This window comes from uncultured Senegalimassilia sp., assembly GCF_902464545.1.
Classification (GTDB): Bacteria; Actinomycetota; Coriobacteriia; order Coriobacteriales; family Eggerthellaceae; genus Senegalimassilia.
The window spans coordinates 17,805-44,163 of record NZ_CABQJR010000019.1 but is presented as its reverse complement, the minus strand read 5'-3'; the positions used below and the strand labels follow the sequence as shown (position 1 = coordinate 44,163).

The following is a 26,359-nucleotide window of genomic DNA, read 5'->3' as shown; positions in this document are numbered from 1 at the left end:
CAGAAGGAGGGTCGCCCCTTTATTCCCTGCTTGACAAAAAAGCTCTCATATAAGCCGGTAGCTAACTCGTATTTCAAAATTACTTGCAACTAACCAAGGAAAGGGAGCCGGTATGGCAAAGGGAAAAGTGGGAATTGGAAAAGGTTGCCTATACGCGTTTCTAGCGTTAATCGTCATTTCCTTCGCAATCGCGGCCCTCGCGTTCGTCGCGTGCGTTGCCGCCGGCGTTGGCCTGTGGTTTCTCATACGCTATGGCTGGCGCAAGCTCGTTGCTTCGTCGCCCGACAGCAAGCTCGTCAAGGCCGGCATGTCCATGCCGCCTCTCGCGCGAAAAATCGCCGCCGGCGTGCTGTGCGCCTTCGTAAGCCTCTGTCTTATCGGAGCCGTCGGCGGCAGCAGCTCGACGAAGCAGTCCGATACGGTCGATGAGCCGCAAACACCCTCAGTCGAGCAGCCGGCAAACCCCGAACCTGATCAATCGCAATCCAAGCAGGAAACGCCCGAAAAGCAAACCGAACAGCCTGCCGCTGCGACGCCTGCGGCCGCGTCGTTCGACTACTCCCAGGTTCCCGCATTCGACGGCACCGCGTCGGTGCAGATGAACGGAAACGTTCCCTACTTCACCGCCGATGACGTCCAGTACGCCAAGGACAACCCGGGCTATGAGCACTACGGCGAGCAGGACCGTCTGGCCCGCTGCACGGTCGCTTCCGCATCGGTGGGCAAGGAGACCATGCCCGCCGAGGGGGAGGAGCGCGGCGAGATCGGCCAGATAAAGCCGACCGGCTGGCACACGGTTAAATACGAATCCGTTTCGGGCAAGTATCTTTACAATCGCTGCCACCTCATCGGTTGGCAGCTGACCGATGAGAACTCCAACATCAACAACCTCATCACGGGCACGCGATTCATGAACGTCGACGGCATGCTCAAGTACGAGGACGACGTGGCCGCATACGTCAAGTCAACCGGCAACCACGTCCTTTACCGCGTGACGCCGATGTTTCTCGACGACGACCTCGTCGCGCGCGGCGTGCTCATGGAGGCGCGCTCGGTAGAGGACGAGGGCGCGGGTCTGCAGTTCTGCGTGTGGGCGTACAATGCTCAGCCCGGCATCACTATCGATTACGTCGACGGCAACTCGGAGGAAACCCCGCTGCTCCCCGCAGCCGGCGAGTCATCGGCATCTGGGTCCGAAGGCTCGTCTAATGCCGGCTCTGCGGCATCAGACGCATCGTCTGCGCAGGTGAAATCGTACGTCCTCAACACCAACACGAAGAAGTTCCACGTTCCCGGCTGCTCTTCGGTCAACAAAATGAAGGCCGCCAACCGCCAAGACGTGGAGTCCACCCGCTCCGACCTCTTGGCCCAAGGTTACGAGCCGTGCCAAAAGTGCAATCCTTGATTCCTAGCCAATCTTTGCAACTCGCCTGGCGCGCAACCGTGATCGAGCACGCCGTCTTAATGAAATCATGACAAATCGACATGCTTGCGAAGGGGCTGGCTCGAGTCATCGAACCCCGCATAGCAATATGCAACGCGTCGATGGACCCATGCTTGCTGAAGCTGAGATCTTGCTTTAAGCCCAGTGAATACGGCTGGGGCCTTTTCGGCGCTGATTGGTATGCATGCAAAACGAGGAGGTGTGTCCATGGAGAACAACAAACTCGCTATCGACATCGTTGAGGATGCGCTTGAAAAGGCTCGCGGCCTTAAACAGCTGCTGGAGGCCGTCGTCTGTGGGGCGGATTGCTGCCCGCCTGGTCGGGAGGGCTTGACGGTGCTGCTCGCGGCAAGCGAGGCTATCGTTTCCGACCTCGAGGGCATCACCGATTTTGCTGGCCTAGACCTTGCTGACGACAATTCCGATAGCTAGCCGTTATCGGGCTAGCGCCCGATGCATTCGCTTCGCTTCATGCGTTGTCGGCCTTGCGTCCGACGCCCCGCCGCTTCTGGGCGGCGGGGCCCGCTCCGGCTCCATTCGAAGGCTCCCCATAGGTCGCCTTCATTGCGCCTGAGCTCTCGCTACGCGCTCCGTTCGATGCCTCCCATAGGTCGGCATCACTGCGTGCTCCGCTCACGCCGCCGGGCCCCGGCGAACGGCTCTGGTGACGTCGCCGTGTCGCCGGATACCCGGCTGCAACCGCGGGTCGGCGCGGCAACGCCCGAACGCTCCTTCGGGTCGCGTTCTCGCTCGCCGCGCCTCAGCCGCGGTTGCGATACCCTACGCCTTGCTTCGGGTATGCCAGGATCGACTTTGTACGTACAAAGTCACCTGGGTTTCGCCGCCGAGGGGCGGCGAAACGGGCCGAACGGTCGACTTCGCGACCGTTCGGGGAACACCCAGCAAAACGCCCCGGGGCCCTTACCCGGGGCGTTTTGCTGGGTGTTCGGAATCTTCTTGCGGCCGCTCCTGCACGCGTAGGACCCAACCCTTTGCGACCCCGGTGCACCCTCGACAGGCTATGCGCGTCAAGGCGGCGAACAACTTCCAGGAAACTTTTCCTCCATGCTGCGCATCTCGTAAAACTTTCCTGCAACTTCTTCGCCTTCGTCCTTGACCCGCGCTGCCGAGGGGGTGCGGCTCGGGCAAGCCGAGCGAAGCCGCGCAGGGCATGGCGCAAGTGCAGCGCCAAAGCCCAAGCGCAACTTGCTCGGGCAGGGCGGGAACGAGGAGAAAGGAAGCGGCACTATGTTGAGCAGGATCCAGCGTTTCGAGAAGGCTAAGCGCGAGAGGGGCATCAAGACCCGCAAGGACTTCGCAACGGCCTATGACTACATCGCTTGGTGGAACGCGAAGGCCGCGAAAGCCAGGGCGGACGGCTTCGCCGTTTTCGACGGCGAGGTTTGCACGAAGAAATTGCACCCGTGCGAGTTCAGCGAGTTCCTCTGCTACGTGGCGGAGTACGGCGAGGAATGGAAGCTAGGCGATGCGGCGTTGTCGCGCTGACGTCAAAACGCTGCGCCGCAAATTGCGGCGCAGCTCCTTCGGGGGGAGTTCGAAACGAAAAGGGACCCCAATCCGTTCTCCCGGGGAGGAGCGACGCTTTGCTTTAGTGGCCAAGGCCGCGCGTTTGCGTCTGCTCATCGATTGCTTGCCTTCCCAGGGATATCGACCTCCCGAGCGCATCGCGCGCGAACGCCTTGCCCAGGGTCGCACCCTTGAAGTAGAGCTTGCTCCCTTCGCGCGCGTACTTGAAATCTCCGTTGGCGGCGTGCGCCATGCGCACGCCGCGAGAGGCGAGCTCTTCCTTTAGCGTCGTGCCGTTTGCAGCCGCCGCGTCAGCCGACTCCTTCAGCGCCCTGCGTATCGCCGTCTTGTCGAGCTTGCGGCCTGACATGGCCTCGCGGTACTCCCTGTAGCCAAGCCCCTTCGCCGCTAGGCGCGAACGCTCGAAGGCCTTCAGGCGCTCGCGCTGGCGCTCGGCCGAAGGGGTTGACGTCTTGTAGCGTGCCGAGCGCTCGCGTGCGGGGCGTCGCTCGAAGTCGGTGCGCTTCGTGGTCAGCCTGTTCACCTTCTTCCCTTCGGTATCGTAATAACGCTGCTGCTCGTTCCAACCCCGCTGCTTGCACATGTCCTGTGCCACATCGTGGTTTCTGCGCACGTCCGCGTTCGCTAGTTTCATCTTCCTACCTGTTTCAAGGTTTGGCGCGTTCACGTAGACGTGGGCGTGAACTATCCCGTTTTCGCCGCGTGCGAGCCTTTCGGTGCTGTCATCGTGGACAATAATCGCCGCCTCGTGGTCGGGGAAGCACTTCGAAGCCCATTCGCGCCCGAATTTGAGCATCTGCTCGGGCGTCACGTTGTCTTCGGGCGACGGCGAAAGGACGAACTCCCTGGCAACGACGTCACCTCTGAGGTGGTAGCGGTCGGTGGTGCGGTCGAGCTCGTTCCACCACTTTGCCTCGTCGTTGACGTTTTGGGTGGCGACGCCGAGCTCTCGGCCGTCCTTCTGCAGGTACTCGGCCCTTTCCCGAGCGGTCGAGAACCTGCCGCCGCGCTTAAACGTCTGTGGCTTGACGATCACCTCGGCCCCCTCGCATCGTCGATCAGCTGCTCGAGGCCGCGCGCGGCTTCCTTGTGACGATTGAGCGCAGCCATGATCTCATCGCTTGATACGATGTCGCTCCTGTTCAGGCGGTACGCTATCTGGTTCATGTTCGTCCCCAGCTTCTTCACCTGGTGCAGGAGCTCGTTGAGCTGCTTCGCATCGACCTGCGGCGGATCGTAGCCGTTCCCGAGCGCGGCGGCGCGCACGTAGGCGGATGCGCTCATGCCAGCGTTCGCCGCCATGGCCTCAACAGTCCGCTTCTCCTTTTCGGTCAGGCGCGTTTCGAGCCGTTCGGTTTTCCGGGTGCTGCTTTGCTTGCGGGCACGCGGCTTTTTGCCGTCATCAAAAGCCGAAGAAGTCATCGAAATCCTCCTTGTGCTCTTTGCTGTCGGTTTCGGCGTTTGCGCTGAAGTCCGGCGTCCAGGCCGGCACGGGTTCCTCGCGGCGCGCATTCGCCGCCTTACGGTCGAGCTCGTCTGCATGCTCCTTGAATAGGCGTGCCTCGAAATCCCGCGAACCGAACGTTCCCAGCAGGTCCGCAAGCGGTGTGGCGCTCGGGTCGGGGCCGAGCTTGGGCTCGAAAAGCCCGCTTTCTGAAGGGTTGCCGGTCTTTTGCCACAGAAGCATGCCGTCCTTCTCCGGATCCCTGCGCATCACGTCGTTGACGGTCCACACGGGCACCCTCGACTCCGAGTAGCCTTCGCTGGCGGACCCGTTGCCGAACAGCCCGAACTGCTTGCTGGTTCCCTCGTTCCTGAACTTGGAGAGGCGCTCGCCCGACAGCTCGGACCACCATTTGGCGTCGTCCTTGTCGCCGCACGACACCATGAGTTTGCCCGTGCAGTTCGCTATGATCGCGCGCTTGCCGTCCTCGATGGGTGTCGAGTACTGGTCGAGCCCGTTCAGACCCTGCGCGTATATGCCCAGGTGAGCGCCGTACTTGCGTCCCTGCTCCGATATGAGCACCGCTGAAAAGCGGGGGATTGAGTGCATCTCGTCGATAAGGAAATACGTCTCCCTGCCGGTGCCGCGCCTCTCGCCGCTCTTCTCGAGCTGTGCGTAAACCATGTCGATGAGCAGGCTCGCTACCTTGTTGGCCGGCGCGCCTGGCTTAGCGGTACGGACGATGAGCGCGGCGTGCCTCGACGTCAACGTTGGTATGTTGGCATCGTCGCCGCTCAACAGGTAGCGCATGCCTTCTGTGACGAAGGGCCTGAGCCCGTTGTGCAGCGTGCCGAGGATGGACGATAGGTACTCCTTCTCAGCGGTCATGAAGGTGGCCGCTAGCGTGGTGGCCGGGTCGTCAGCTCCTCTGGCGAGCAGGTAGCGTTTAAGGGCCGCACCCTCGTTCTCAAGGGTGCCGTTGATCAGCGTCTTCGCAACCGACCAGAGGTTCTTCTCTTTTTCTGGGATGCCGTCATCTGTGGCAACGATGTAGCAGATCGCGGCGAAAAGGCCTGCGCACGGCTGGGTGAACGAGTCTTCCTTGCCGCCCGTAGACGGGTAGAAGGCTGTGCCGATTTCCGAGGCCTTGTCGGAGACCAGGTACGAGAGCCCTTCGGCGTTGAGGGCGAGCAGGGGTGCCAGCAGGTTGACCCGCGCCCCTCTGAAGGGGTTCACCAGGTCGACGTACAAGACTTCCATGCCGCAGCGTTCGAAAAATGGTGCCAGGTGGCAGTGCAGCTCGCCGCTGGGGTCGGTGATCACGAGATTCCCGCCGCCGGACGCGATGTTGGCGGCGGCGGCGCTTATCAGCCTCCTCGACTTGCCCGAACCGGTGAAGGCGCACGTGAGAAGGTGCGTGCACGGGCTTACGAGATACCTGCCCTTGCGGAACCCGACGACAAACCCCGGTTTACCGGGTCTGCCAGGTGTCCACGCAGGGCAGGCTTTCTCGATTTTTGCCTGGCTCTTCTCTGATTTCGCGTCCCATGCGTCGCCGCTCCCGTTCACCTCGCGCTTTGCATCAAAGCTATACGCAGCCGTGATGTAGAACATAACGACGAAAGTGACTGTCCCGTAGGCCGCAAGGTTGACGATTCCGCCCTGCGATGCTGTGGCTTGAAAGGCCTGTGCGGAATAGTAGACGATGGCAGCGCCCGGATCCGGGGGCGCGCATATCAGGAGCTTGACGGGGTTGGCGCCCGCCATGATCGGTCCCGCAATCGGATAGGTTGCTAATAGCCAAATTAGCGAAAAGACGAGAATCTTGCCACGGTTGCCTCGCCACAGTTCTGCGATTGACTCGATTAGGTTCATTGCCCCGCTTCCATCTCGTCATCGAGAAAGCCCAGGTAGTTCGAGGTGACCGGCAAGGCGGCAGACTCGAGATACCCTGCATAAACCTGGTAGGTGAAGCCTGCGCTGGCGTGCCCAAGGAGGCCGGAAAGGGTCTTGGCGTCCACGTTGAGGCGCGCGTTCATCGTGGCGAACGTATGGCGAAGCGAGTAAGGGCGTCGGTGCTCGATGCCTAGTTCTTTCAAAAACCTTCGCCATCTGGAAACGAGGGTGTTGCTGACGGTCTTCTGCCCGTCTTCGCAGCAGACGAGCCATGAGCCCGTGAAGACGAGCCCGTTATCCTTGGCAAGTTTTGCCCTGCTTTGCTTCCAAGATGCGAGCAGGGCCGCTGTTTCGGGGTCGAGGGGAATCGTCCGGTACCCGTTCGACGTTTTGGTCCTTTTGACGACGTGAAGCCAACCGCCGCCGTCTTTGATGGTGATGTCGTCGAACGTGAGCGAGAGAACCTCGCAAGGGCGCATGCCGCACATCATGAGCAATTGGAACTCGACCTTACGGCAGCTCAAGGGGAGCTTCGCGATATTTGTATGGATCAGCCGCGCCTCGTCCTCGGTCCAGTTGTCGATTTTCGGTTTGCTCCTGGGGTAGCTCTTCGCAAGGCGTTTGCTGGCGGCGGCGTTCGCCTTCACGAGCCCCATGTCCACACCGTAGTTGCCTGCTTCCCTCAGCAGGCACAGCGCCTTGTGCATCGTCGGCATGCCTGCGACTTTCACAGGCTTGAACTCCGGGTACTTGCCTACGTACGGGATCTTCCCGGCGGATCGGAGGGCCTCCTTCTGCGCCCTGTTCTCGATTTCTCGGGTGCGCTTCTGCTCGTTGAGCCTGCGGGAAAGCTCGGGGATGGAGTCGAGCGCATTCTGGATATCGGACAGCTCCAGGTCGTCGAACGGGATTTTGCCGATGGTGGGCTTTATGTAGCGCTCGAAAAGGTCCCTGCTGTCTTTCGCGTACTGCGACACCGTAACGGGCTCCCTTGATTTCAGGTAGGCTAGGACCAAGTGCTCGACGGTGACCGGTTGGCCGTCGATGGGGAGGCCCTTTTCGCTGGCCGCAGCCTCGATCTTCTTGCTTGTCGCCTGCTCGAACTCCGCGACTTGGCGTGCGAGGTCGTGCTTCTTGTTGACCGCGTAAACGACTTTGACGAACTTCCTTTTGCCGTCGAGGACCTCGCGCTGCGGCTCGCTTAGGCGAATCGTCAACTCGTAGGCCGTCGAGCGCGAGTCCTTCCTGCGTCTCCTCGGCTTGCCCCGCCTTTTGTCGGCGGCGTCGAGATCATACGGTTTGTCGCATCTAACTCTGGTATCGATATCGCCCTGCAAGGCTGCTCCTAGTTCTCGTTTTCCTTCAGAAACTTGATGAGGGCGAATTTGCTCACGCGCCAGGTCGACCCGCTTTTCACGCCGCGCAGGGTGCCTTCGCGCAGGAAGCCCGTCACCGCCTGCCTGGTCTGGCCGAGAAACTCGGCGACGTCGTCTGCCCTCATCATGTAGGGGTATGGGGCGAGCGCTTCAACATACTCGTTCTCGGGATCAAGCTTGTGCAGGGCTTCTACATCGACGACGGCCCGATTTTCCATCGCAAACTCCTTTGCTCGAAATTAACAAGGCTGTCATAAGGCCGATATAAGTATAGCAAGGACATTGACCAGCCACAAAATCAAAAGTTATAATAATTTCCAGGATGAAAGGACGGTGCCTGTGAATGTGAACAGGTTCATCGGGGCCAAGGGGCCGGTCGTGCAGATCAGGCTCTACCTGAGAAACAAGGCTTTCAAGCGCTTCGTCGACCGAAGGATCCTCGATCTTGCGGCGATGGACGGGATTACAGCTGCCGACGAGATGAACGAGCACCTCGCGCGTACGCTTTTGCCCGCTAACGAGAGGGCCGCCGAGTACGTGTACCGCATCTGCACGAGCGAGGACTACGGCGTCGTGCAGGCGATGGGCGAGATTTTCCGCGAGAACGTATCGAAGGGAAGCGGGGATAGAGCCGCGTACGCCGGGATGCGGGAACTTGTGGAGTTCTTTAGCAAGATAATCCTGTGGCAAGGGGCTCAGTGGCCGTCCCATCCGGTTGACAGGGCCGAATCTTGCAGGAGCTGGCGAGCGCTCGTCCAGCGCGTGGAGGATTCCGCGAAGGGAGCTCCCGTCGACATCAAGTTCGATGTGTTGGAGTCTGCCGGGGACATGGGGGAGCTCGTGCCCGTCATGGAAGGCGGCAGCCATCCAGGCACCCCGTATTATTTCGCAACGCTGATCCTGGACAACTGGCGTGTCCTCAGGGGTTTTCGACCTACCTACAGGTTCCTTGCCGGTCTTGTTGACGCGTGCAGTTTCCCGAGGTGCGACGAATCCCGTCATCGAATCGAGTTCCAAGAGGTCGCGGACCGCTTGCTTTCTCGCTGGGATGCGGGCATCGATGAAGACGAGCCCTCCGCTTCTCGCGCCAAGATGAGGCAGGTTGGGATTGCCGACGGCGGCTACGTGCGCGTACCCAGGGAGTTCGTGCTGGTCAACCAAGAAGATGCCGCTACGTGCAAAGACGCCGTGGTCGTTGAGACGATGGGGGCAGACGTTCCCCACTTCGTCTACTTCTGCGACGATGCTGCAGCCCTCGTCAAGGACAACGCGCTTCGCAGAAGCGTGGAACACAGGATCGCCTCCATCCAAGAGGGATTCGATAGGGTCCTGTCCGACGACACGTGCTGTGTGGGCTTCTTCTTGCTTCCGGATGCCGCGAAGTGCAAGGAGCGACCGCCGTATGGGGCTGCCCTGTACCGCCTCGGGTCCGAGGGCCCTTTGCTGGGCCGAGGCTGCTGAGGTCCCTTTGAGACCCGACGGGAGTTTACTCTCGATGGGTTTTTGGTATGCTGTTTCTTGAACTTTGAAATCAAGGCTCTGGGTCGTGGACGGGTTTAGCGGGGGTTTCCCGCTATCCGTCCCGTTGGGAAGCGGATCGAGCTTCCGAGAATACGAGAAACCCCAGTTCAGAATCTTTTCCTTACACAATCGAATAACTAGCTGTTGCAGGCGATGCAGACCGACCACCCCGGCTCGATGACCACCGTGCATGCCAACGACCCGGGCAATGCGCTGAGCCGTCTGCGCACCATGGTGGGTTACGCCAATGCCGATCTGGGCCGTGACGTCATCGTACAGCAGATCGCGGAGTCGCTTGCAGGGGGTTTGATCGTCCATGTGGAGCGCATGCGCGACGGAGGGCGGCGCGTTACCAGCATCGTGGCGGTCGACCAGATGCCCGAGGGCTCGACGGTCATCCCCCGCGCCGAGCTGTTCCGGTTCGAGCCGCGCGGGGTGGATGCGTTCGGCCGCATCACGGGAACTTGGCGCGCGTGCGGCGTCCAGCCGCAGCGCATCAAGCAGCGTATGCTCGCGGCAGGGGTGAGGTTCGATCCGTCTTGGTTTTTCGGGTCGTAGGAAGGCGATGGCTATGAAGGGATTCTTCTCCGGGGCGCTTGCCTTCGGCGTGCTTTTTGCGGCAGCGGCGGTGGCGTGCACCGCCCTGTCCTTGAGGTTGCGGCAAAGGGCCGAGGAAAGCGATGCCCGAGCGTCGGACCGGGCGTTGTACGAACTGGGCAGGCGCGATGCCGAGTCGGCGAAGGCGGATGCCGAAGGACCGCTCGGCAGGATGCTGCGCGATGCGGGCATCGAGGCGTCTCCGGTTTCATGGACGCTGTGCTTGGGCACCGTGGGCGCGTTCGCTGCATTTTTCGGCATACGGATAAGCGGCCCGCTCGGTGCGATGCTGGGTATGGGGCTGGTTGCCATCGCCGCGGCGCTGTACGTGCTGCGCGCGCGGGCGAAACGGCGCGAGCTGCTTTCCCGGCAGTTTGTGCGGCTCGTGCCTCAGCTGTCGGCCAGCGTGAAAAGCTCGCTGACCCTTGAGCGCGCGCTGCGGGTTTCGGCCGACCATGCTCCGGAGCCGCTGCGCTCGGAGCTGATGGCGGTGCTCGCGCGCGTTTCCTATGGCATGCCGTTGGTGCAGGCCCTTGCCCGTATGGCGCAGAGCACAGGCGACGCCGATGTTGCGGCGTTGGCGTCGGCCATGCGCATCCAGCAGCGTTTCGGCGGGTCGATGGGCGCGGTTCTCGATCTGATCGCGGAGCATGCCCAGGGCCGTGCCCTCATGCAACAGGAGCTGCGCAGCGAACTTGCAGGAACGCGTATGGCCACGGTGGTGGTGGCGTGCGCCATGCCCGCGATCTTCGCGTTCGTGTTCGCCACGAACCCGGCGTTCTCCCTGTTCTATCGGGAAAACCCGCTGGGGTGGGCCGTGCTTGCCGGTGCTGCGCTCATGGAGGTGGCGGGTATTGCGGCGTGCCGTCGGATCACAAGGTTCTCGTATTAGGCGCGCTCGCGCCGGTTAGGGGGTGATACATGCAGGGTCTGACGTTTTGCGCGATCTGCCTGCTGGCGATTGCTGCGGGGTTGGCGGTTTACGAGGCGCTCAACGCTTGGGCCGGGGTGAAAGCGCGCGGGCTTATGCCGGCGTGGGCAAGATCCGATCAAGCCGGCGGTCCGTCGAAGAATCGGGCCCATGCGGGCGCGGCTCGCTTGTGGTCGCGTGCCGTAGAGGCGTTTGCGGATTTCGCCCCGCTTTCAATGAGGGAACGGGAGCGGTCAAGGGAACGGCTTCGATGCGCGGGCATCGCTTTGGAGCCCGAAACGTGGCGTTGCGTATGCTTTGCCGCGGTTTCGGGCTGCGTGGTCGTCGCCGTTGCGACGTGCATCGCGCTTCGTGCGACGCCGGCGGTATTCGCCTTCGTCGTTTGCGGGGCGGGGTTTGCGGGCTGCGGGGGCTTGCAGCTGTATTTGCGATCGAAGCGCCAAGCGCGCCGCGCCGCCATCGATGCCGGATTGCCCGACGCCATGGAGCTGCTTGGCGTGGCGATAGCCGCCGGATCTCCGGTGGAGCAGTGCTTCCGTCAGGTTGCCGAGAGTTTGAACGGTCCGCTTGCCGATGAGTTCCGCCTGGTGGACCAAGAGGTCAACCTGCTGGGGCATTCTCGCGCGAAGGCGCTTTCGAACCTTGCGCAGCGCTGCGCAAGCCAGGAGGTCACCGCGTTCGCCGCTCAGCTGACCCAGGCCATAGAACAGGGCGCATCGGTGGCGCAGGGGCTTGCCAATCAAGCCGCGCTTGCCCGTTCGCGCGCACAGGCGGCGGCGCTCGAACATATCAGGAAGATGCCGACAAAGCTTGACGTGGTGCTGTCCGTTTGCTTTTTGCCGCCTACCACGTTGCTGGTGCTCGTTCCCGCGGTGGTGGATCTGCTGGCGTTTCTGGGAGGTGGGCTGGCTTGAGGTCGTTTCGATGGGCGCCGCAGGAAGGAAGGGCGGGGCGATGGTGAGGCAGAAACGTAAAATCGCGATGCGCAATCGAAGGCGCCGCGTTCCCGCATCAGGCGCTGCGTCAACGGGGGATGGGCGTGTGCTCACGCGCCGTGGTTTCGTGTTCGGTTTAGGGGCGGTCGCTGTTGGACTGATTATGTACAACCCTCGAATGGCGTTTGCCGATGAACCTTGGTGGGACGGGTCCTTGATTTTCCGCGGATATGGCGCGCGTTATGCCAGCAGGTTTTGGAGCGAAATCGGTTCGGTGCAGGCGGGGGCAGGTGCTGAGCAGGCGGGGAATATGTACACCGGTTTGCAGGTATCGGCGAAAACGCCTTGGGTTGAATGGGATATCTCCTCACGGCAGTTCATCAGGGTGGCCACCAAGATCACCATGGCATGCGATTTCACGACGGAGCTGTATTACCACATGAGGGGCAAGCTCGAGATAGCGTGCGGAAGCTATAACGAGCTGAATCCCTCGTATAACCTGTGGCACACGGATTCGGGCGATGATACGCGTTTCACCCTGTTCCACACCGTCGACGGTGCGCCTAAAGGGGGCGTGGAAGAGGGATCGAAGGTTGTCGTCATCGACAATGAGGCAGGAGCGGGCATCCATAGAGACGGTTGCCATGTGTGGACCGATTATCGCGAGTATCCTGGATCGGATTATTCGGTCTGGATTCGGCGCATCGACCGTGATGCGATGCATGGATTTCAGCTGAGGTCGTGGTTTTGGAACTATTACTACTATGGGAAGGACTGGTACTACCAGCGCGCCGACGATCCCCCTATCGGCTTTTCCACGAAGTGGGTTAAGCAGCGTGCGAAGCGGGTGGGCATTGCGAGCGAGGCGCAATGGGCCGGTCGCGTGCTCGTCATCTCCCCGGCAACGGTGCCGTCGCTGCAGTTGGGCGTCGACGGGCCTCGGACCGGCCAGGGGTGCGGCGTGTTCGCCGCTGCGTCCTCGACGAGGCGTCATTGGATAGCGGTGGCGCACGAAGACGAGCGCTTTGCCGGAACGTTTCGCTTCGTGCCCGTTTGCGCCGGCGATGGCTCGCTTTCGTTGGGCCAGGCTGGCGGCGGGCCGCGTTTCGATGCAAGCGCGGCGGAGCTCCAGCATTGCGCGGGGGGCGATCGCGCGCAGGCGGTGTGGGTGCATGGGCGAGGGCCGCGCCAATGGCTTTTCAGCGATTGCTCCGGCATGGCGCTCGATCGCGTGGGGGCTTCGCAGGAAAACGGCGCGCGCGTGCAGTTCCATTCGAACGGCTATGCCGATGGGGAGTGGGGCAACGAATCGCATATGTGGCATCTCGAAGATGCTCGTTTCGGCACGGAGGACGGCGGCCTGTTCGACCTTGAGGGCGCTGCAGACGGCTCGACGGTTGCCGTGGGCGCTTCGCTTGGCGTTCCCGACCCCCGGACCGCGTTCAGGCCCGGAGGCGCATCGGCCGATGCGAAGGGCATTCGATACGAATACCTGTGGTTCGCCGATGACGGTCAGGGAGAAGCCGTCTCCGAGATTCCCGAGGTCACGGGCCACGCATGCGTGTCGTTCGGCGGCGGGCGCCTGTGGCTTGATGCGCAACCGGCGGCGAACGTGGTGGGAACACGCGGGCGTGCTGGGGCTTTGCGTGCTTTGAACCTATCGGCCGAAGGAAGCGGGCTGGGGCTTGCCGTGCAAATCGTCTCGTCCGGGGCGTGGCGCGATGCCTCTCAAGAGGGGGCCGAGGCGCAGGGTCTCAGCATAAAGCTCGGCAGGGATGCCGCTTTGCGCTTTCATGTGCGTTATCGCGTGTGCGGGAAGGATGGGAGCTGGTCCGAGTGGGTCCAAGACGGGCAGGAGGCATCCTGCGGCGGGATGCCGCTTCATGGCGTAAGCGCCCGAATCGTGCCAGCGGGGCTTCTTGAGGAGACGGGGCGGACGCTTCAGATCGGCGAGCATTTGGCGGGAAAGCGGCTGGCGTGCATCGTGCGCGCGACTACCGCATACCTGCATGCCGCGTATCTGGGATGCGCCGTTTCAAAGCCGTTGCAGGTAGTGAACCCCTTCACCACGGTGCGCTATTTCGTGGATGGCGAACGAGAGCCTTGCTGGTCCGAACGCGTCGACGAGTCGTCCTCGTACAGCGCCTCCTCCGATGCGCGCGCAATTGCCTTGAAACCCGGGTGTGAGAAGGTGGAGGGGTGGTTCGTCGATGCCGCGTGCACCGTTCCGTTCGCGGATGGGACGGTGGTGCAGGGGGCGACGTTGGATCTGTTCGGGCACAATATCGCCGAGGTCCGCTATGCATTGACGGATATGGCTCGGGAGTTGTTCTCTGAGCGGCGGTGCTTCGCCGATAAGCAGCTTGAAGCCGAGGTGGACGGAGAATCCATGCTGCCGCCTGCGCAAGAGGTGGCCTACGGGGAGGTGCTGTCGTTTTCGCGGCGTCCCAGCGTATGGTACGAGGCCGAGGGGCGTGCAAGGGAGGCGGTCGGCGTTATCGGCGCATATGCCGATGCTTCGGCGTCCCAGCCGCCGGCGCCGAAGCTGAAGGTGACGTGCTCCATGACGGCATACCTTGGATGGGCCTTGCCAAGGTACGAGGGCATTTGGGTCTCGTAGGCGTGGAATGCGGATCGAGCCGCCATCGGTTGGCGGCTCGATCCGGGGTGCGGTGCGCGCTGGGCGCTTGATAAGGTGCGCGGTAGCGCCGCTCCGCAAAATGAGAGATAAGGCCGATTTGCCTTTCCTGCACGTTCTCGTTGAAAAATCTCGAGATGATGCGCAGGGCGAGCGGCTATCGGCTACTGGCTATCAACCTGCTTCTCGAAGCTGTCCTCGGCTTGCGCCTGAAGCTGCTCCTCGATGGCCTGGTATGCGGCAAGGATTTGCTCGCAATCTTCGGTCAGTCGGCTTCCGTGGGCGCCATCGCGGTAAAGAAGCTGCACGTCAAGGGCTGCTTCTGTGTCCTTGATGATGCGCCATGCCTTGCTATATGCCATGCCCATGCTCTTGGCTGCGGCATTTAAGGAGCCGGTGTCGCGCACGCCGATGCACAGGCTGGCGATGCCGCGGCCGAACACCGAGTTGCTTTCCGTATCGGGGTTGACCACGGAAAGCCTGACGATCGGTTTAAGCTTGGATAGTTTGCTCATGAATGGTCCTTCGGTTCCCCTCGTGTGTGCTGCTATTCGTTGCCCAAGTCAGCGAGAAACCGCTCCGTCGCGCTCTCGATATCCTTGGTGGTGCCGTCGATGACTTCGGTGAACCTGATGGGCAGACCGTCGAGTTCCGCCAGGCCGCGCGGCACGTCGTGGTGGCCTGATTCGTCAGCGACCAGGTCGTTAAGGCCGCAGCCGGAAAGCGCGGCTACGTTTTCCGGCAGGGGCTGGCCGGGTTGTATATCGTGCAGGGCGCGGTACACGTTGTTGCCGAACTTGGCCCAGTGGGCGGTGCTGGCGATGAGCACGGGGTTTTCGCCGCGCAGGTTCTGTGCGGCGCGATATGCCACGGCGGTATGCGGGTCGAGCAGGTAGTCGTGCTTGTCGAGCACTTCCTTGATGGTGCGCAAGCACTCGGCGTTGTCAACGCTGTCGGCGGCGAAGTGCTCGCGAACGGCCTTGAACGTGCCCTCGTCCACGCGGAAGCAGCGCTGCTGCTTCAGGTCGGCCATCCAGCCGGCGATCGCTTCGGAGTTGCGGCCCGTCAGCTCGAACAGCTGGCGCTCCAGGTTAGAGCTGACCAGGATGTCCATGGAAGGGGAGGGAGTCAGCACGAACGGGCGGTCGGACACGTCGTAGGTGCCGGTGTTGATGAAGTCGGTGAGCACGCGGTTCTCGTTGCTGGCGCAGTACAGCATGTCGATGGGCACTCCCATGCGCTTGGCGTAGTACGCGGCAAGGATGTTGCCGAAGTTGCCGGTAGGCACGCATACGTCAAGCGGCGCGCCAGCTGCGAGCTTGCCATCGGCGACCAGCTGCGAGTAGGCGGACACGTAGTACACCACCTGCGGCAGCAGGCGGCCCCAGTTGATGGAATTCGCGCTGGAAAGGGATACGCCGTGCTCGGAGAGCAGCTTCTCGGCGAAGGTCGCGTCGCCGAACACGTTCTTAGCGCCCGTCTGACAGTCGTCGAAGTTGCCGCGCACGCCCCACACGTTGACGTTGGATCCGCGCTGCGTGGCCATCTGACGGTACTGGATGTCGCTCACCCCGCCGTCGGGATACATGACCGAGATAGAGACATGGGGCAGGTCGCGGAAGCCTTCGAGGGCGGCCTTGCCGGTGTCTCCCGACGTTGCCACCAGGATAAGGAAGTCGTGGTCGAGCTTGCCCTGCTCGCGCAGCTGGGCTGCCGATGCGCTGAAGAAGCGCGGCAGGCACTGCAGCGCCATGTCCTTGAAGGCGCTGGTGGGGCCGTGCCACAGCTCGAGGACGTGGGTGTCGGCGTCAAGGGAGGTGATGGGGCAGATGCGCTCATCGTCGAAGTTGTCGCCATAGGCCTGGGCCATCAGCTCGTCGATCACCTGAGCGGGAAGATCGACGCCGAAGGCCTTGTAGATGCGCGCTGCGCGCTGCGCATAGGGCAGCTGAGCCAACTCGCAGATCTCATCGAGCGTAAGCTCGGGGATATGCTGCGGAACGTACAGTCCGCCGCCATCTGCCAGGCCGTTGATAACGGCTTCGGTGAATTCAACGGGCTGGTCGACGCATCCTCGCGTATCGATATAACGATTCTCTTGCATGGGCTTGGCGCCTCCTTCGGCATTGCGAAAAGGGGGGATTATTCACGGTACGCATAATATTCCTGTGAAAGTACAGATGGAAGATGATTTTCCCGTTCTTCAGACAAACGGTGGCGAACGGCGTTCTCGGCAAACGGGCTCGACGCCGGGGCACGTGTCGCCTAGCCGTAGGAGACCTGTTTTCGGCCTGTGCGGGAAATACCTGTGAACAGTTTCGGCGGATGCGGGTAGCGAAGGATGCGGGTAGGAAAGGTGCGGAGAGCGGGTTTGCAGTCGGAACGCTTTCCGTGCCCGCGTACCCGGCGCCTTCGGCCGCGCTTTGCTCGTTGCGAAGTAAATGTGGTGAAACTTTGAAAAATTACCCTTAGCGTACAAAAAGTTGCCCAAAGCTTCCATTAAAAGTCACTATGAGGTAACATCCTTCTGTTGTATGCGTCTAACAAATGAAGGGAGATCATCATGGAGACTGCGATGGCGAGCGCTACGGCGAAGGCCGCGCGAACTTCGAGCGTGTCCGTCCAGCAGATGCCGCTTTCCTTTCTGAAAGAGGGCGAGTCCGCGCGTGTCGTCAAAGTGCGCGGGAAGGGCGACCTGCAGCATCATTTGGAAAACCTTGGCTTTGTGGAAGGAGCCGAGATCAAGGTGGTCTCGGGCGTTGCAGGCGACCTGATCGTCTCCGTCAAAGGCGCCCAGGTGGCCATCGGCCGCCAGGCGGCGTCCCATATCATCACCTCCGCGGCAACGGCATAGCCGATCTGCCGTTGCAACAGGCGAACCCGGCCGCAGCGGGATAGCGCTGCGGCCGTTCGTGCGGTTGCCTTGCAACCGCCGTCATACGGGCATGGAAAAGAACAAAAGAAAGCGAGGATAGGGCTAGATGGCCGAGACTCAGGGCAAAACGCTGCGCGATGTGCAGGTCGGCGAATCTGCTACGGTGCGCCGCTTGAGCGGAGAAGGCGCGCTCAAGCGCCACATCATGGACATGGGTATCACGAAAGGCGTCGGGGTGTACGTGCGCAAGGTAGCGCCGCTTGGAGATCCCATCGAGGTGACGGTCCGCGGTTACGAGCTGTCGCTGCGCAAAAGCGAGGCGGAGTGCATCCTCGTCGACTAGCGCGATGCGCCGGCGTAGCAAGCCGGCGTATCGGCAATCGACGGGCAATGGCGCAAGTGCGCCGTTTTTTACCGGAATGAGTTACCAATAACTAACTCAAAATGGCTTCTGAACTGGGACGATGTAAAACAACGAAACCCAAAACAACGCAAGAAGCCGAATCGATTCGCAAGAAAGGTAGATCATGGGAATCTGCATTGCCCTTGCCGGCAACCCGAACTGCGGCAAGACGACGATGTTCAACGACCTGACGGGTGCCAACCAATACGTTGGCAACTGGCCGGGCGTCACCGTCGAGAAGAAGGAGGGCAAGTACACGCGCGACAAGGACGTGACCATCACGGACTTGCCGGGCATCTACTCGCTGTCCCCGTACTCGCCCGAGGAAATCGTGGCGCGCGATTACCTGCTCGAAGGCGGCCCCGACGCCGTCATCAACCTGGTGGACGCCACCAACCTTGAGCGCAACCTGTATCTGACCAGCCAGATTCTGAATCTGGGCGTTCCGGTCGTGATCGCGCTGAACATGATGGACCTGGTGGAGAAGAACGGCGACAAGATCGACGTCGACGGTCTTTCCCGCGAGCTGGGCTGCCCCATCGTTCCTACCTCGGCGCTGAAGGGCCGCGGCATGGAGGATGTTGTCAAGGCCGCCATCGACGCAGCTCGAAGCAAGAAAACCCCTGCATCGCAGATGAAATTCGACGCCGCCGTCGAGGAGGCTCTCGTCAAGATCGAGAGCGTGCTCGGCGACAAGGTGGCCCCCAACGCGGCCCGTTGGTATGCCATCAAGCTGTTCGAGGCCGAGGACAAGACCATCGCCGACCTCAAGCTTTCGCAGGCGGACCTCGATGCCATCTCCGCCATCCGCACCTCCATCGAGGACAAGCTCGACGACGATGCCGAGTCCATCATCACCGCTGAGCGCTACGATGCCATCAGCCACGTTGTCGACAAGACCGTCAAGCGCACGCGCACGGGCCTGACCACCTCGCAAAAGATCGACCGCGTGGTCACCAATCGCTGGCTGGGCCTGCCCATCTTCGTCGTCATCATGTTCTTCGTGTACTGGCTGGCGGTTTCCGTCGGCGGCGGCGTGGTGACTGACTGGGCCAACGACGGCATTTCCGGCGATGGCTGGCTCTACACCGGCAACGCCGCGTTCGACGAGGCCACCGAGGAATACGAGGACGCTCATTCCCAGGTTGTGGCCTATGTCGAGAACATTCTGGGCGAGGACGAGGAATCCGAGCTGCCTTCCGACGAATCGCAGGAAGTGCTCGACGCCTTAGCCGCCGAGGAGCCTGAGGCGCCCGAAGACGACGCCGATGCGGATGCCGTGGCCGAATATGAGGAGGCCATGGCTGAATACGAGGAGGCGCAGGCCATCGTCGCCGACTTCGACGAGCAGGCGCAAACCTCGCATGCCGTGGCTTCTATGGAGGTAGAGGACGAGGACGGCAACGTGGAGGAGCAGACCATCACGTTCGCCGATTACCAGAAGGCCCTTGAGGTCGAGGAGCCCGATCCGGCCGACGGCACGTGGGGCCTGTGGATCCCGGGTCTTGGCGCCATCATCGCCGATGCCATGGAAGCGGCCGATGTCGCTCCGTGGCTGCAGTCCCTCGTCAACGACGGCATCGTCTCCGGCGTCGGCGCCGTCATCGGCTTCATCCCGCAGATGGTCATCCTGTTCCTGCTGCTGGGCATCCTGGAGCTGTGCGGCTACATGTCCCGCGTCGCGTTCATCATGGACCGCATCTTCCGCAAGTTCGGCCTGTCCGGTAAATCGTTCATCCCGATGCTCATCGCTTCCGGCTGCGGCGTGCCTGCCGTCATGTCCACCAAGACCATCGAGAACGAGATGGACCGCCGCATGACCATCATGACCACCACGATGATCCCGTGCGGCGCCAAGATGCCCATCATCGCGCTCGTGTTCGGTGCGCTGGCATCCGGCGACTCGTCGGCAACGTGGTACGTGGCCCCCATGTTCTACTTCTTGGGCGTCATCGCTATCATCCTGTCCGGCATCATGCTGAAGAAGACCAAGCTGTTCGCCGGCGAGGCAACCCCGTTCGTCATGGAGCTGCCCGAGTACCATATGCCCACGGTGAAGTCCATCCTGCTGTCCATGTGGGAGCGCGTGAAGGGCTACATCATCAAGGCAGGTACCATTATCTTCCTGTCCACCATCGTCATCTGGTTCCTCATGAACTTCGGCGATGCGGGCGAGGGCTTCGGCCTGCTCGACCCCGATGCCCCCGACTACATGGAGCACAGCCTCATGGCCGGCTTGGGCAACCTGCTTGCCTGGATCTTCGCGCCGCTGGGCTTCGATAACTGGCAGGCTACGGCGACCGCCGTCACCGGCTTGGTGGCCAAGGAGAACGTCGTCGCTACCGTGGGCATCATCACGCAGCTGGCCGATTACGGCGAGGCTGACCCGCAGCTGTGGTTCGGCTTCCTGCAGATGCTCGGCGGTTCCACCGCTGCCGTCGTCGCCTTCTGCGCGTTCAACCTGCTGTGCGCTCCGTGCTTCGCTGCTATGGGCACCATCCGCCAGCAGCAGAACTCCCCGAAGTGGTTCTGGATCACCATCGGCTACCTGTGCGGTTTCGCCTGGTGCGTGGGCACCATGCTCTACCAGTTCGTCGGCCTTGCGACCGGCGAGGTCGAGTTCAACGTGTTCACCGTGGTGGCCATCGTCATCGCAGCCGCCATGCTGTTCCAGATCTTCCGCCCCATGCCCAAGCGTGAGGAGAAGCAGGAGAAGTAGCGCTGCGCCCATCTTGCAAGACCGGTATCGGGCCAGAAAACCATCGATGACGGTTTTGCGAAGACGTGAGCTGCTTTAAGCGGGACGCCGCCTTCGGGTGGCGTCCCGCTGTCGTTCGTAGTATTATCCAAGGGAAACATTTTTCGCGCGCCGGCATCGGTGCGCAGCGTTGGGAAGGAGTCAGACCGTGATCTTGGGTTTGGAATTCAACCTGTCGACCGTGGCGGTCCTGCTGATCGTGGTCGCATGGGCGGTATGGGCGGTGCGCCGTCTGTGGAGCCGAGGCATGTGCGACTGCCATGCCGACAGCCCGCGCGGTTGCTCGGGCGGCTGCGGCGGGTGCACGGGGTGCAGCGCCGCGGCGCGCATGGCCGCCGACATGGGCAAGGCCGTGTCCGGCAGATAGGCGAACCGCGTGCACGTCCGCGGTATAGAAGATGCGACCAAGGGAAGGGGCCGGCTTGATGCCGGCCCTTCGCGTATTCGATGGTCTTGCGGTCGGGGAGAGCCGGGCATGTGGCGCAGCCGTTCCGCGATATGAAGGCGAAGCGTGCGACGCAGCCGTCCCGCGATATCCGGGCGGCAGGGGAGGTTCGCTTGGGAAGCGTTCGGATGGGCTTGGGAATCAACCGGCAACGGGAAGCCCATCCGCACCCGTGTCAAACGCAAACGAAACGCTCGGGTGGGCTCGTGAATCAAGCGCGCAAAATGAGAAGATTGCTTAGGAAAACTTTTCTCAAAAAGTTATTGACGGTTTACTAAAGTTACCCTATACTGACAAATGTCGATGGCAAGCGTTTCCCCCTTCGCAAAAGCCATTCGACTCCTCTCTTTCTTTTGCTGACCCGGCGGCAGGGCTCTTCTCGTCTGGCCCCGCCGTATCAGCAGGCCGACGAGGGTTCCATACCCCCCCTCTCCACCCTCGTCGGCCACTTTCTCCTCTTCGGGTTTCCCCGCGAATTCACAAGCCGTTTGAGCAGCCAGAATGCGCAGCTATGCGCTTTTCGGCGTTATGCTGTCGCCCTGTGGTACTATGAGGGCAACTATGAAAGGAGGGCCCAATGGAGAAGATGTCCAAATCGCACGAGGATTACCTTGAGGCCATCGTAATGCTTGGGGGCACCACGGAGGTGTCCGTCCGATCTGTCGACATCGCCAACAAAATGGGCGTTTCCAAGGCTTCTGTGAACAAGGCGGTCACCGCGCTGAAGGAGAAGGCGCTTGCCGAGCAGCCGTATTACGGCGACGTCACCCTTACCGAGGCTGGTTTCGTATATGGCACCGCCATATACGAGCGCCACTGCATGCTCTCGAAGTTCTTGCATAAGGAGCTGGGCATTCCTGCCGACGTTGCCGAAAACGAAGCCTGCCTTATGGAGCACGCCATCAGCGACGACTCGTTCGAGAAATGGAGAGCTTATATTAAAAAGCTCGACCTCTAAAGGCGCGAAGACGTCCATCGCTAAAGCTAAACCGCATGCCAGCCGCCCGTTTTCTCTTCGGAGACGGGCGGTTTTCCGTCTTGGGCGCCGGCCGCGCGGCGTCGCTCGATGTGCTATCCTACCGAATGCTTCTTGCATCAAATCACACACTTAATCGAACCACATGCGCTAAGGGGCGGTCATCCATGTCACGGCAAGCTCATATCCTCTCGTTCGACGACGTCAAGCGAGGCGGTTCCCGTTACCCGGAACATCAGCATCGCGATCGAGCGGAGCGCCCGCAGACGGGTCGCACCCGCGCGGGTCAGCGTCCCTCGCAAGCCCCGCGCCGTCAAAGCTCGCCTTTGCTGTCCTATCTTTCCGAAGACGCGTTCGCGCAGCCTTATTTCGACGAGGAGGCCTTGCGGCATCCTGCACAGCAGCGCCGCGGCGCATCCCGTTCCGCCCGTAAGCGCGGCGAAGCCGTCGCCGAGCTGCGCCGTTCCTCTCGCGTTTCCTCGCAAGAGCGTGATGAGCGTGCCGAAGAGCCGCAGGAGGGTCGGATCACGGCTGCCGATCGCCGACGCGCCAAGGCGAAGGCCCGCGCCAAGGCCAAGGCCGGCCGCGCGTTCGAGAAGCAGTTCGGCGGGCAGGCGCCCGAGAGCGACGATTCCCCGCGCGCAGCCGTGTACAAAGGGCAGATGGGCGCAAGCCAGCGTCGTGCCCAGCGCATGCAGGCCGATGAGGCCGCGCCGTCGCGCAACCGTCGTCATGCGCGCTTCTCCAAAGACGCCCTTATGGGCGTCATGGGGTCTCGCAACTTCATGATCGGTGCCGCCGTGGCGGCATGCCTGGTCATGTCTACGGTGTTCCTGTATCCCACCGCGCAGCGCTACTATTGCAGCGTGCGCGACCACGACAAGCTGGTCATCGAATACGATGCGCTCGTCGATCGCAACCAAGCGCTGCAATCCGACGTCGACTCCCTGCAAACCGATGCGGGAGTCGAGCAGCGTGCCCACGAGCAGCTCGGCTGGGTGAAGAAAGGCGAGGAATCCGCCAACGTGCGCGGTTTGAACCTGGAGGAAACGCAGCAGGGCTCCAACATCACGCCCAACATCTCCTCCGATAGCGTGCAGGCGCCCGATACGTGGTACTCGCCGCTGCTCGATCTGGTGTTCGGCTACAAATAAGCAGGCAAGGGGGTTGCCATGACCGAAAGCCGCACGCAAGGATTTGCCGCGGGGCGCTATGCCGCCATCGACATCGGAACGGTCACGTGCCGTATGCTCGTGGCCGATGTCGACGCCGCGGGCGCCATCCAGGAGGTGGATCGCGAATACGCCATCACCAACCTTGGCGAAGGCGTCGATGCCACCGGCATGCTCTTGCCTGCCGCAATCGACCGCACCGTCGAAACGGTAGGGGGCTATTGCGCCGTGCGCGACCGCCTTGCCGAGCAGGGCGCCCCCATCGCCAAGACCATCGCGGTCGCCACCTCGGCATCGCGCGATGCAGGAAACTCCGATGGGTTCGTGCGGCGTCTGGCGGACTTGGGCATCGTCCTTTCGGTCATCCCCGGCTGGAAGGAAGCGGGGCTGTCGTTTTCGGGTGCATCGTGCGATTTCCCTGGTCAGGACCTTATGGTGGTGGATATCGGCGGCGGTTCCACCGAGATGGTGGTGGGCCGTGCGGGCCAAGCGCCGGCGTGGGCGCACTCCTTCGATATCGGATGTCGTCGCGTCACTGAGAAGTTCATCCGCACCGATCCTCCCATACCCGCCGAGCTTGAAGCAGCGCGCGAATGGATAGCGCAACAGCTTGCCGAGCATCTCGGGGAAGCTGGGAGGGCAGGCGTGGCGCCTGAGCGCCTGGTGGCGGTCGCGGGTACGGCTACCACGGTGGTCGCGGTGCGCGACCGGATGCGGGTCTACGATTCGACGAAGGTGCATAAGGCGCACGTGACGCGCCAGCAGCTCGATCGGCAGTACTCGGAGCTGGCTGCCATGCCCCTGGAACGGCGCAGCCAGGTCGTGGGCTTGGATCCCGGCCGGGCGCCGGTCATCGTGGCGGGCCTGGTCATCATGCAGGCGGTCATGGATGCCGTCGGCGTGGACGGGTTCACCGTCAGCGAGACGGATATCCTGCACGGCATCATCCTGGACGCGGCCAAGCTCGGATAGACCCGCCTTCCAAGCAATACGGTGCGGGTAGACGCTTTGCGGGCGGTCCCGCGGCATGCATCGGACGTGCGTGAACATGCTAAAACGGCCCGAATCGGTGAACCGATCCGGGCCGTTGCCGTATCCGCATGGTAGGAGCGGTGGGATTCGAACCCACAAGCCTTGCGGCGGCGGATTTTAAGTCCGCTGCGTATGCCGATTCCGCCACGCTCCCATGTTAGCGTGCCCACCATCATATCAGAAAAAGCCGCGAGGACGTCTTGGCGGCGGTCAATTTGAAGTTCCTTGGCTGATTGCGCCGCTTGTCCGGAGGGGCGCGTGAGCGCAAGGCGCTTGTGGTACCATGACATGAAGCATGCAAGCGATTCGAATCAAGAAAGCGCTATGAAGAACATCAACGAGATCATCGCAGACGTAGCCGAACCCCCGAAAACCTTCGAAGGCTATCTGATGGCCTATGCCGATCAGGTAGGGGATCTGGTGAACACCTATCTTCCCACGGGAACGCATCCCGACATGGATCGTTATCTGTACACGCCCCTGAAGCGGTACAGCGAAAACGGCGGCAAGCGCCATCGCCCGCTCATCTGCTTCGCCGCATGCCTGGCAGTGGGTGGCGACATGCGCCTGGCCACCAGCGCGGCGGCCGCTATCGAGCACTTCCATACCGCGGCTCTCATTCACGATGACATCGCCGACGAGGCGGAGCTTCGCCGCGGCGAGCCGTGCATGCACTGCACGGAAGGCATCGGCCTTGCCATCAACGCGGGCGACCTTGCCTTGTCCCTGGTGAACGGCACGGTCGTGGAAGACCCCGACCTTGACGATCATACGAAGGTGCGCGTTATCTCCGAGCTCATCGAAATGACGCGCCGTACCATCGAGGGCCAGGCCCTTGACATCGGATGGGCGCGCGACGGTCGCTACGATATCACCCCCGAGGACTATCTTGTTATGGCCACGCATAAAACCGCCCATTACTCCGGTGCGGTGCCGCTGGCCGTGGGCGCCATCATCGGCGGCGGCACGGCAGAAGAGGTGGAGGCCCTGCGCAGCTACGGCCTTGATACGGGCCTGGCGTTCCAGATCCAGGACGACCTGCTCAACCTCATCGGCAGCGAGGAGTCCACGAAGAAGGATTTCCGCAGCGACATCACCGAGGGCAAGCGCACGTTGGTGGTGGTGCACGCCCTGGCCAACGCCGCCCCTGAGGCGCGCGAGCGCCTTATCCAGATCTTGTCCGCCAAGGAGAAGGACCCGGCGGTGCTCGCCGAGGCGGTCGACATCATGCAGGCCACGGGCAGCGTCGAGTATGCGCGCAGCTACGCCGAGAACCTAACCAATGCCGCGAAGGGCCGCTTGGTGGAAAAGGTGGGGCCGTCCCTGTCGCGCGACATGCTGATCTCCATGGCCGATTGGTTCGTGAACCGACTGAAGTAGGTGGGTGCAATGGAAACCATTAAACTCAACGATTCCGGAGCTGCCGTCGAGGACGTGCAGCACCGTCTCTCCCGTATCGGGCTTCTGGACGAGGCTTGCGTCGACGGCCTGTTCGGGCCTGAAACGGCGAAGGCAGTTGCCGCTTTCCGCTCCCAGGCGCAGCTCGAGTGCGGCGAAGAGGTGGACGAGAAAACGTGGGCTGCCCTGGTGGACGCATCGTTTTGCCTGGGCGACCGCACGCTGTACCTGCGCATGCCCCATTTCCACGGTCATGACGTGCGGCAGCTGCAGAAGGCGCTCTCCGCGCTCGGCTTCGCCTGCGGCGACATCGACGGCATCTTCGGCGCGTTCACCGAGCTTGCCCTGCGCAAGTTCCAGACGAACCTGGGCCTGCCCACCGATGGCATCGCCGGTGCGTACACGTATGCCGCCATCCGCAACCTGCATCATTCCTGGGAGGGCAAGGAGGCCGTGCGCGGCTCCTCTCACCTGGGCTTCGCGCGTGCGGCCGGCGTGCTCGAGCGCAACGCGCTGTGCCTGTTCGGCACGCAGGAGTTCACGCGCAGCGTGGCTTCGCGTATGAGCAACCTGGCGCTTGCCACCAACCCTGCATCGAAGATCGTCAGCGCCGATAACCTGCTGGTGGCGCCCGACGAGCAGATGCTGCTCGTGCACATCGTGCTGCCCGAGGAGCAGACGGGCAACGCTCCTCGCGTGGGGTTCGCCCCCGAGGAAACGCTGTCCATGCGCCTGGAGTCGGCGCTCGAGGCGGCCATGCAGGCCGATCCGGCGCGCATCGCCGTCGAGCTTCCCGGCAGCATGTGGGAGGACGCCGGCGTGGGCCGTTCGGCTCAGCATTTCGCCATCACGCTGCTCGACGCGCTGTGCACGGCGCTCGCGAAGCGGTAGGGGCGTATAGCGAAAAGAAGCAAAGGTAACGGGCGGTCCACGGGGCCGCCCGTTTTGCATCGGGATGGCAACGGTTTGC

General features: G+C 62.2%; 24 protein-coding genes and 1 tRNA gene. 17 read left to right on the top strand and 8 right to left on the bottom strand.

Going from position 1 to position 26,359, the window contains the following annotated elements; translation table 11 throughout:
- Positions 1–112 precede the first annotated feature (112 nt).
- From RDW26_RS06560 to RDW26_RS06550, 3 genes are all read left to right on the top strand, one after another.
- Positions 113–1,405, top strand: a complete 1,293-nt coding sequence (locus RDW26_RS06560) for a DNA/RNA non-specific endonuclease (protein WP_298628629.1) — start codon at positions 113–115, stop codon at positions 1,403–1,405.
- Between the two features lie 246 nt (positions 1,406–1,651).
- On the top strand, positions 1,652–1,876 hold the full coding sequence (locus RDW26_RS06555; RefSeq protein WP_298628628.1) for a hypothetical protein: 225 nt from the start codon (positions 1,652–1,654) through the stop codon (positions 1,874–1,876).
- An 816-nt stretch (positions 1,877–2,692) separates the two neighbouring features.
- A complete protein-coding gene (locus RDW26_RS06550) occupies positions 2,693–2,950 on the top strand; it encodes a hypothetical protein (protein ID WP_298628626.1) in 258 nt (85 codons plus the stop codon).
- A 103-nt stretch (positions 2,951–3,053) separates the two neighbouring features.
- Here RDW26_RS06550 and RDW26_RS06545 read toward each other — a convergent pair whose 3' ends face one another.
- The 5 genes from RDW26_RS06545 to RDW26_RS06525 all read right to left on the bottom strand — a co-directional run bounded on the left by RDW26_RS06545 (position 3,054) and on the right by RDW26_RS06525 (position 7,926).
- Complete coding sequence (locus RDW26_RS06545) at positions 3,054–4,028, bottom strand: relaxase/mobilization nuclease domain-containing protein (protein WP_298628624.1); 975 nt, start codon at positions 4,026–4,028, stop codon at positions 3,054–3,056.
- Entirely contained in the window at positions 4,025–4,414 is a 390-nt protein-coding gene (locus RDW26_RS06540; protein WP_298628623.1) for a hypothetical protein, read from the bottom strand. The genes RDW26_RS06545 and RDW26_RS06540 overlap by 4 nt, the downstream gene beginning before the upstream one ends.
- Complete coding sequence (locus RDW26_RS06535; protein WP_298628622.1) at positions 4,395–6,203, bottom strand: type IV secretory system conjugative DNA transfer family protein; 1,809 nt, start codon at positions 6,201–6,203, stop codon at positions 4,395–4,397. Before RDW26_RS06535 ends, RDW26_RS06540 begins: the two co-directional genes overlap by 20 nt.
- 104 nt (positions 6,204–6,307) lie before the next feature.
- Positions 6,308–7,669, bottom strand: coding sequence for a site-specific integrase (gene xerC, locus RDW26_RS06530; protein ID WP_307982973.1), 1,362 nt, complete (start codon positions 7,667–7,669; stop codon positions 6,308–6,310).
- Positions 7,670–7,677: 8 nt separating this feature from the next.
- Positions 7,678–7,926, bottom strand: coding sequence for a helix-turn-helix domain-containing protein (locus RDW26_RS06525; protein WP_298628619.1), 249 nt, complete (start codon positions 7,924–7,926; stop codon positions 7,678–7,680).
- A gap of 127 nt (positions 7,927–8,053) precedes the next feature.
- Between RDW26_RS06525 and RDW26_RS06520 the strand changes: the two genes are divergently transcribed.
- From RDW26_RS06520 to RDW26_RS06500, 5 genes are all read left to right on the top strand, one after another.
- Entirely contained in the window at positions 8,054–9,169 is a 1,116-nt protein-coding gene (locus tag RDW26_RS06520) for a hypothetical protein (RefSeq protein WP_307982972.1), read from the top strand.
- Between the two features lie 213 nt (positions 9,170–9,382).
- Positions 9,383–9,787 carry an ATPase, T2SS/T4P/T4SS family gene (locus tag RDW26_RS06515; protein ID WP_307982971.1) on the top strand — a complete coding sequence of 135 codons (405 nt, stop codon included), beginning with the start codon at positions 9,383–9,385 and terminating at the stop codon, positions 9,785–9,787.
- A gap of 7 nt (positions 9,788–9,794) precedes the next feature.
- On the top strand, positions 9,795–10,718 hold the full coding sequence (locus tag RDW26_RS06510) for a type II secretion system F family protein (RefSeq protein WP_307982970.1): 924 nt from the start codon (positions 9,795–9,797) through the stop codon (positions 10,716–10,718).
- Between the two features lie 305 nt (positions 10,719–11,023).
- Complete coding sequence (locus RDW26_RS06505) at positions 11,024–11,671, top strand: type II secretion system F family protein (protein WP_307982969.1); 648 nt, start codon at positions 11,024–11,026, stop codon at positions 11,669–11,671.
- A 331-nt stretch (positions 11,672–12,002) separates the two neighbouring features.
- Positions 12,003–14,312 (top strand): hypothetical protein, encoded by a 2,310-nt coding sequence (locus RDW26_RS06500; RefSeq protein WP_307982968.1) that lies wholly within the window; start codon positions 12,003–12,005, stop codon positions 14,310–14,312.
- A gap of 182 nt (positions 14,313–14,494) precedes the next feature.
- Here the strand turns inward: RDW26_RS06500 and RDW26_RS06495 are convergent, their stop codons facing one another.
- Together RDW26_RS06495 and thrC are read right to left on the bottom strand one after the other, a co-directional pair.
- Positions 14,495–14,845 carry a LysR family transcriptional regulator gene (locus RDW26_RS06495; protein WP_307982967.1) on the bottom strand — a complete coding sequence of 117 codons (351 nt, stop codon included), beginning with the start codon at positions 14,843–14,845 and terminating at the stop codon, positions 14,495–14,497.
- Between the two features lie 32 nt (positions 14,846–14,877).
- Positions 14,878–16,434, bottom strand: a complete 1,557-nt coding sequence (thrC, locus tag RDW26_RS06490) for a threonine synthase (protein WP_307982966.1) — start codon at positions 16,432–16,434, stop codon at positions 14,878–14,880.
- A 459-nt stretch (positions 16,435–16,893) separates the two neighbouring features.
- On the opposite strand from thrC, the gene RDW26_RS06485 reads away from it, so the two are divergent.
- The 7 genes from RDW26_RS06485 to RDW26_RS06455 all read left to right on the top strand — a co-directional run bounded on the left by RDW26_RS06485 (position 16,894) and on the right by RDW26_RS06455 (position 23,931).
- Positions 16,894–17,184, top strand: coding sequence for a FeoA family protein (locus RDW26_RS06485; protein WP_307982965.1), 291 nt, complete (start codon positions 16,894–16,896; stop codon positions 17,182–17,184).
- 127 nt (positions 17,185–17,311) lie between these two features.
- Entirely contained in the window at positions 17,312–17,548 is a 237-nt protein-coding gene (locus RDW26_RS06480) for a FeoA family protein (RefSeq protein WP_307982964.1), read from the top strand.
- A 184-nt stretch (positions 17,549–17,732) separates the two neighbouring features.
- A complete protein-coding gene (locus RDW26_RS06475; protein ID WP_307982963.1) occupies positions 17,733–20,327 on the top strand; it encodes a ferrous iron transporter B in 2,595 nt (864 codons plus the stop codon).
- Between the two features lie 187 nt (positions 20,328–20,514).
- Positions 20,515–20,733 (top strand): hypothetical protein, encoded by a 219-nt coding sequence (locus tag RDW26_RS06470; RefSeq protein WP_294416572.1) that lies wholly within the window; start codon positions 20,515–20,517, stop codon positions 20,731–20,733.
- A gap of 655 nt (positions 20,734–21,388) precedes the next feature.
- Complete coding sequence (locus RDW26_RS06465) at positions 21,389–21,769, top strand: metal-dependent transcriptional regulator (RefSeq protein WP_307982962.1); 381 nt, start codon at positions 21,389–21,391, stop codon at positions 21,767–21,769.
- Positions 21,770–21,954: 185 nt separating this feature from the next.
- Positions 21,955–22,941: a septum formation initiator family protein gene (locus RDW26_RS06460; RefSeq protein ID WP_307982961.1), complete on the top strand. Its 987-nt coding sequence runs from the start codon at positions 21,955–21,957 to the stop codon at positions 22,939–22,941.
- A gap of 18 nt (positions 22,942–22,959) precedes the next feature.
- Complete coding sequence (locus RDW26_RS06455) at positions 22,960–23,931, top strand: Ppx/GppA phosphatase family protein (RefSeq protein WP_307982960.1); 972 nt, start codon at positions 22,960–22,962, stop codon at positions 23,929–23,931.
- Between the two features lie 129 nt (positions 23,932–24,060).
- Here the strand turns inward: RDW26_RS06455 and RDW26_RS06450 are convergent.
- Positions 24,061–24,145 (bottom strand) — tRNA-Leu (locus RDW26_RS06450).
- 170 nt (positions 24,146–24,315) lie between these two features.
- On the opposite strand from RDW26_RS06450, the gene RDW26_RS06445 reads away from it, so the two are divergent.
- Complete coding sequence (locus RDW26_RS06445; protein ID WP_294416565.1) at positions 24,316–25,371, top strand: polyprenyl synthetase family protein; 1,056 nt, start codon at positions 24,316–24,318, stop codon at positions 25,369–25,371.
- Between the two features lie 9 nt (positions 25,372–25,380).
- Positions 25,381–26,280 carry a peptidoglycan-binding protein gene (locus tag RDW26_RS06440; RefSeq protein WP_307982959.1) on the top strand — a complete coding sequence of 300 codons (900 nt, stop codon included), beginning with the start codon at positions 25,381–25,383 and terminating at the stop codon, positions 26,278–26,280.
- Positions 26,281–26,359 lie beyond the last annotated feature (79 nt).

What these genes read in the sequence shown, in the direction of transcription:
- RDW26_RS06560 (WP_298628629.1), top strand. Translation starts at nt 113, where the DNA reads ATGGCAAAGGGAAAAGTGGGAATTGGAAAAGGTTGCCTATACGCGTTT.
- RDW26_RS06555 (WP_298628628.1), top strand. Translation starts at nt 1,652, where the DNA reads ATGGAGAACAACAAACTCGCTATCGACATCGTTGAGGATGCGCTTGAA.
- RDW26_RS06550 (WP_298628626.1), top strand. Translation starts at nt 2,693, where the DNA reads ATGTTGAGCAGGATCCAGCGTTTCGAGAAGGCTAAGCGCGAGAGGGGC.
- RDW26_RS06540 (WP_298628623.1), bottom strand. Translation starts at nt 4,414, where the DNA reads ATGACTTCTTCGGCTTTTGATGACGGCAAAAAGCCGCGTGCCCGCAAG.
- RDW26_RS06535 (WP_298628622.1), bottom strand. Translation starts at nt 6,203, where the DNA reads ATGGCGGGCGCCAACCCCGTCAAGCTCCTGATATGCGCGCCCCCGGAT.
- RDW26_RS06525 (WP_298628619.1), bottom strand. Translation starts at nt 7,926, where the DNA reads ATGGAAAATCGGGCCGTCGTCGATGTAGAAGCCCTGCACAAGCTTGAT.
- RDW26_RS06515 (WP_307982971.1), top strand. Translation starts at nt 9,383, where the DNA reads ATGCAGACCGACCACCCCGGCTCGATGACCACCGTGCATGCCAACGAC.
- RDW26_RS06510 (WP_307982970.1), top strand. Translation starts at nt 9,795, where the DNA reads ATGGCTATGAAGGGATTCTTCTCCGGGGCGCTTGCCTTCGGCGTGCTT.
- RDW26_RS06500 (WP_307982968.1), top strand. Translation starts at nt 12,003, where the DNA reads ATGTACACCGGTTTGCAGGTATCGGCGAAAACGCCTTGGGTTGAATGG.
- RDW26_RS06495 (WP_307982967.1), bottom strand. Translation starts at nt 14,845, where the DNA reads ATGAGCAAACTATCCAAGCTTAAACCGATCGTCAGGCTTTCCGTGGTC.
- thrC (WP_307982966.1), bottom strand. Translation starts at nt 16,434, where the DNA reads ATGCAAGAGAATCGTTATATCGATACGCGAGGATGCGTCGACCAGCCC.
- RDW26_RS06485 (WP_307982965.1), top strand. Translation starts at nt 16,894, where the DNA reads ATGGAGACTGCGATGGCGAGCGCTACGGCGAAGGCCGCGCGAACTTCG.
- RDW26_RS06480 (WP_307982964.1), top strand. Translation starts at nt 17,312, where the DNA reads ATGGCCGAGACTCAGGGCAAAACGCTGCGCGATGTGCAGGTCGGCGAA.
- RDW26_RS06475 (WP_307982963.1), top strand. Translation starts at nt 17,733, where the DNA reads ATGGGAATCTGCATTGCCCTTGCCGGCAACCCGAACTGCGGCAAGACG.
- RDW26_RS06465 (WP_307982962.1), top strand. Translation starts at nt 21,389, where the DNA reads ATGGAGAAGATGTCCAAATCGCACGAGGATTACCTTGAGGCCATCGTA.
- RDW26_RS06460 (WP_307982961.1), top strand. Translation starts at nt 21,955, where the DNA reads ATGTCACGGCAAGCTCATATCCTCTCGTTCGACGACGTCAAGCGAGGC.
- RDW26_RS06455 (WP_307982960.1), top strand. Translation starts at nt 22,960, where the DNA reads ATGACCGAAAGCCGCACGCAAGGATTTGCCGCGGGGCGCTATGCCGCC.
- RDW26_RS06445 (WP_294416565.1), top strand. Translation starts at nt 24,316, where the DNA reads ATGAAGAACATCAACGAGATCATCGCAGACGTAGCCGAACCCCCGAAA.
- RDW26_RS06440 (WP_307982959.1), top strand. Translation starts at nt 25,381, where the DNA reads ATGGAAACCATTAAACTCAACGATTCCGGAGCTGCCGTCGAGGACGTG.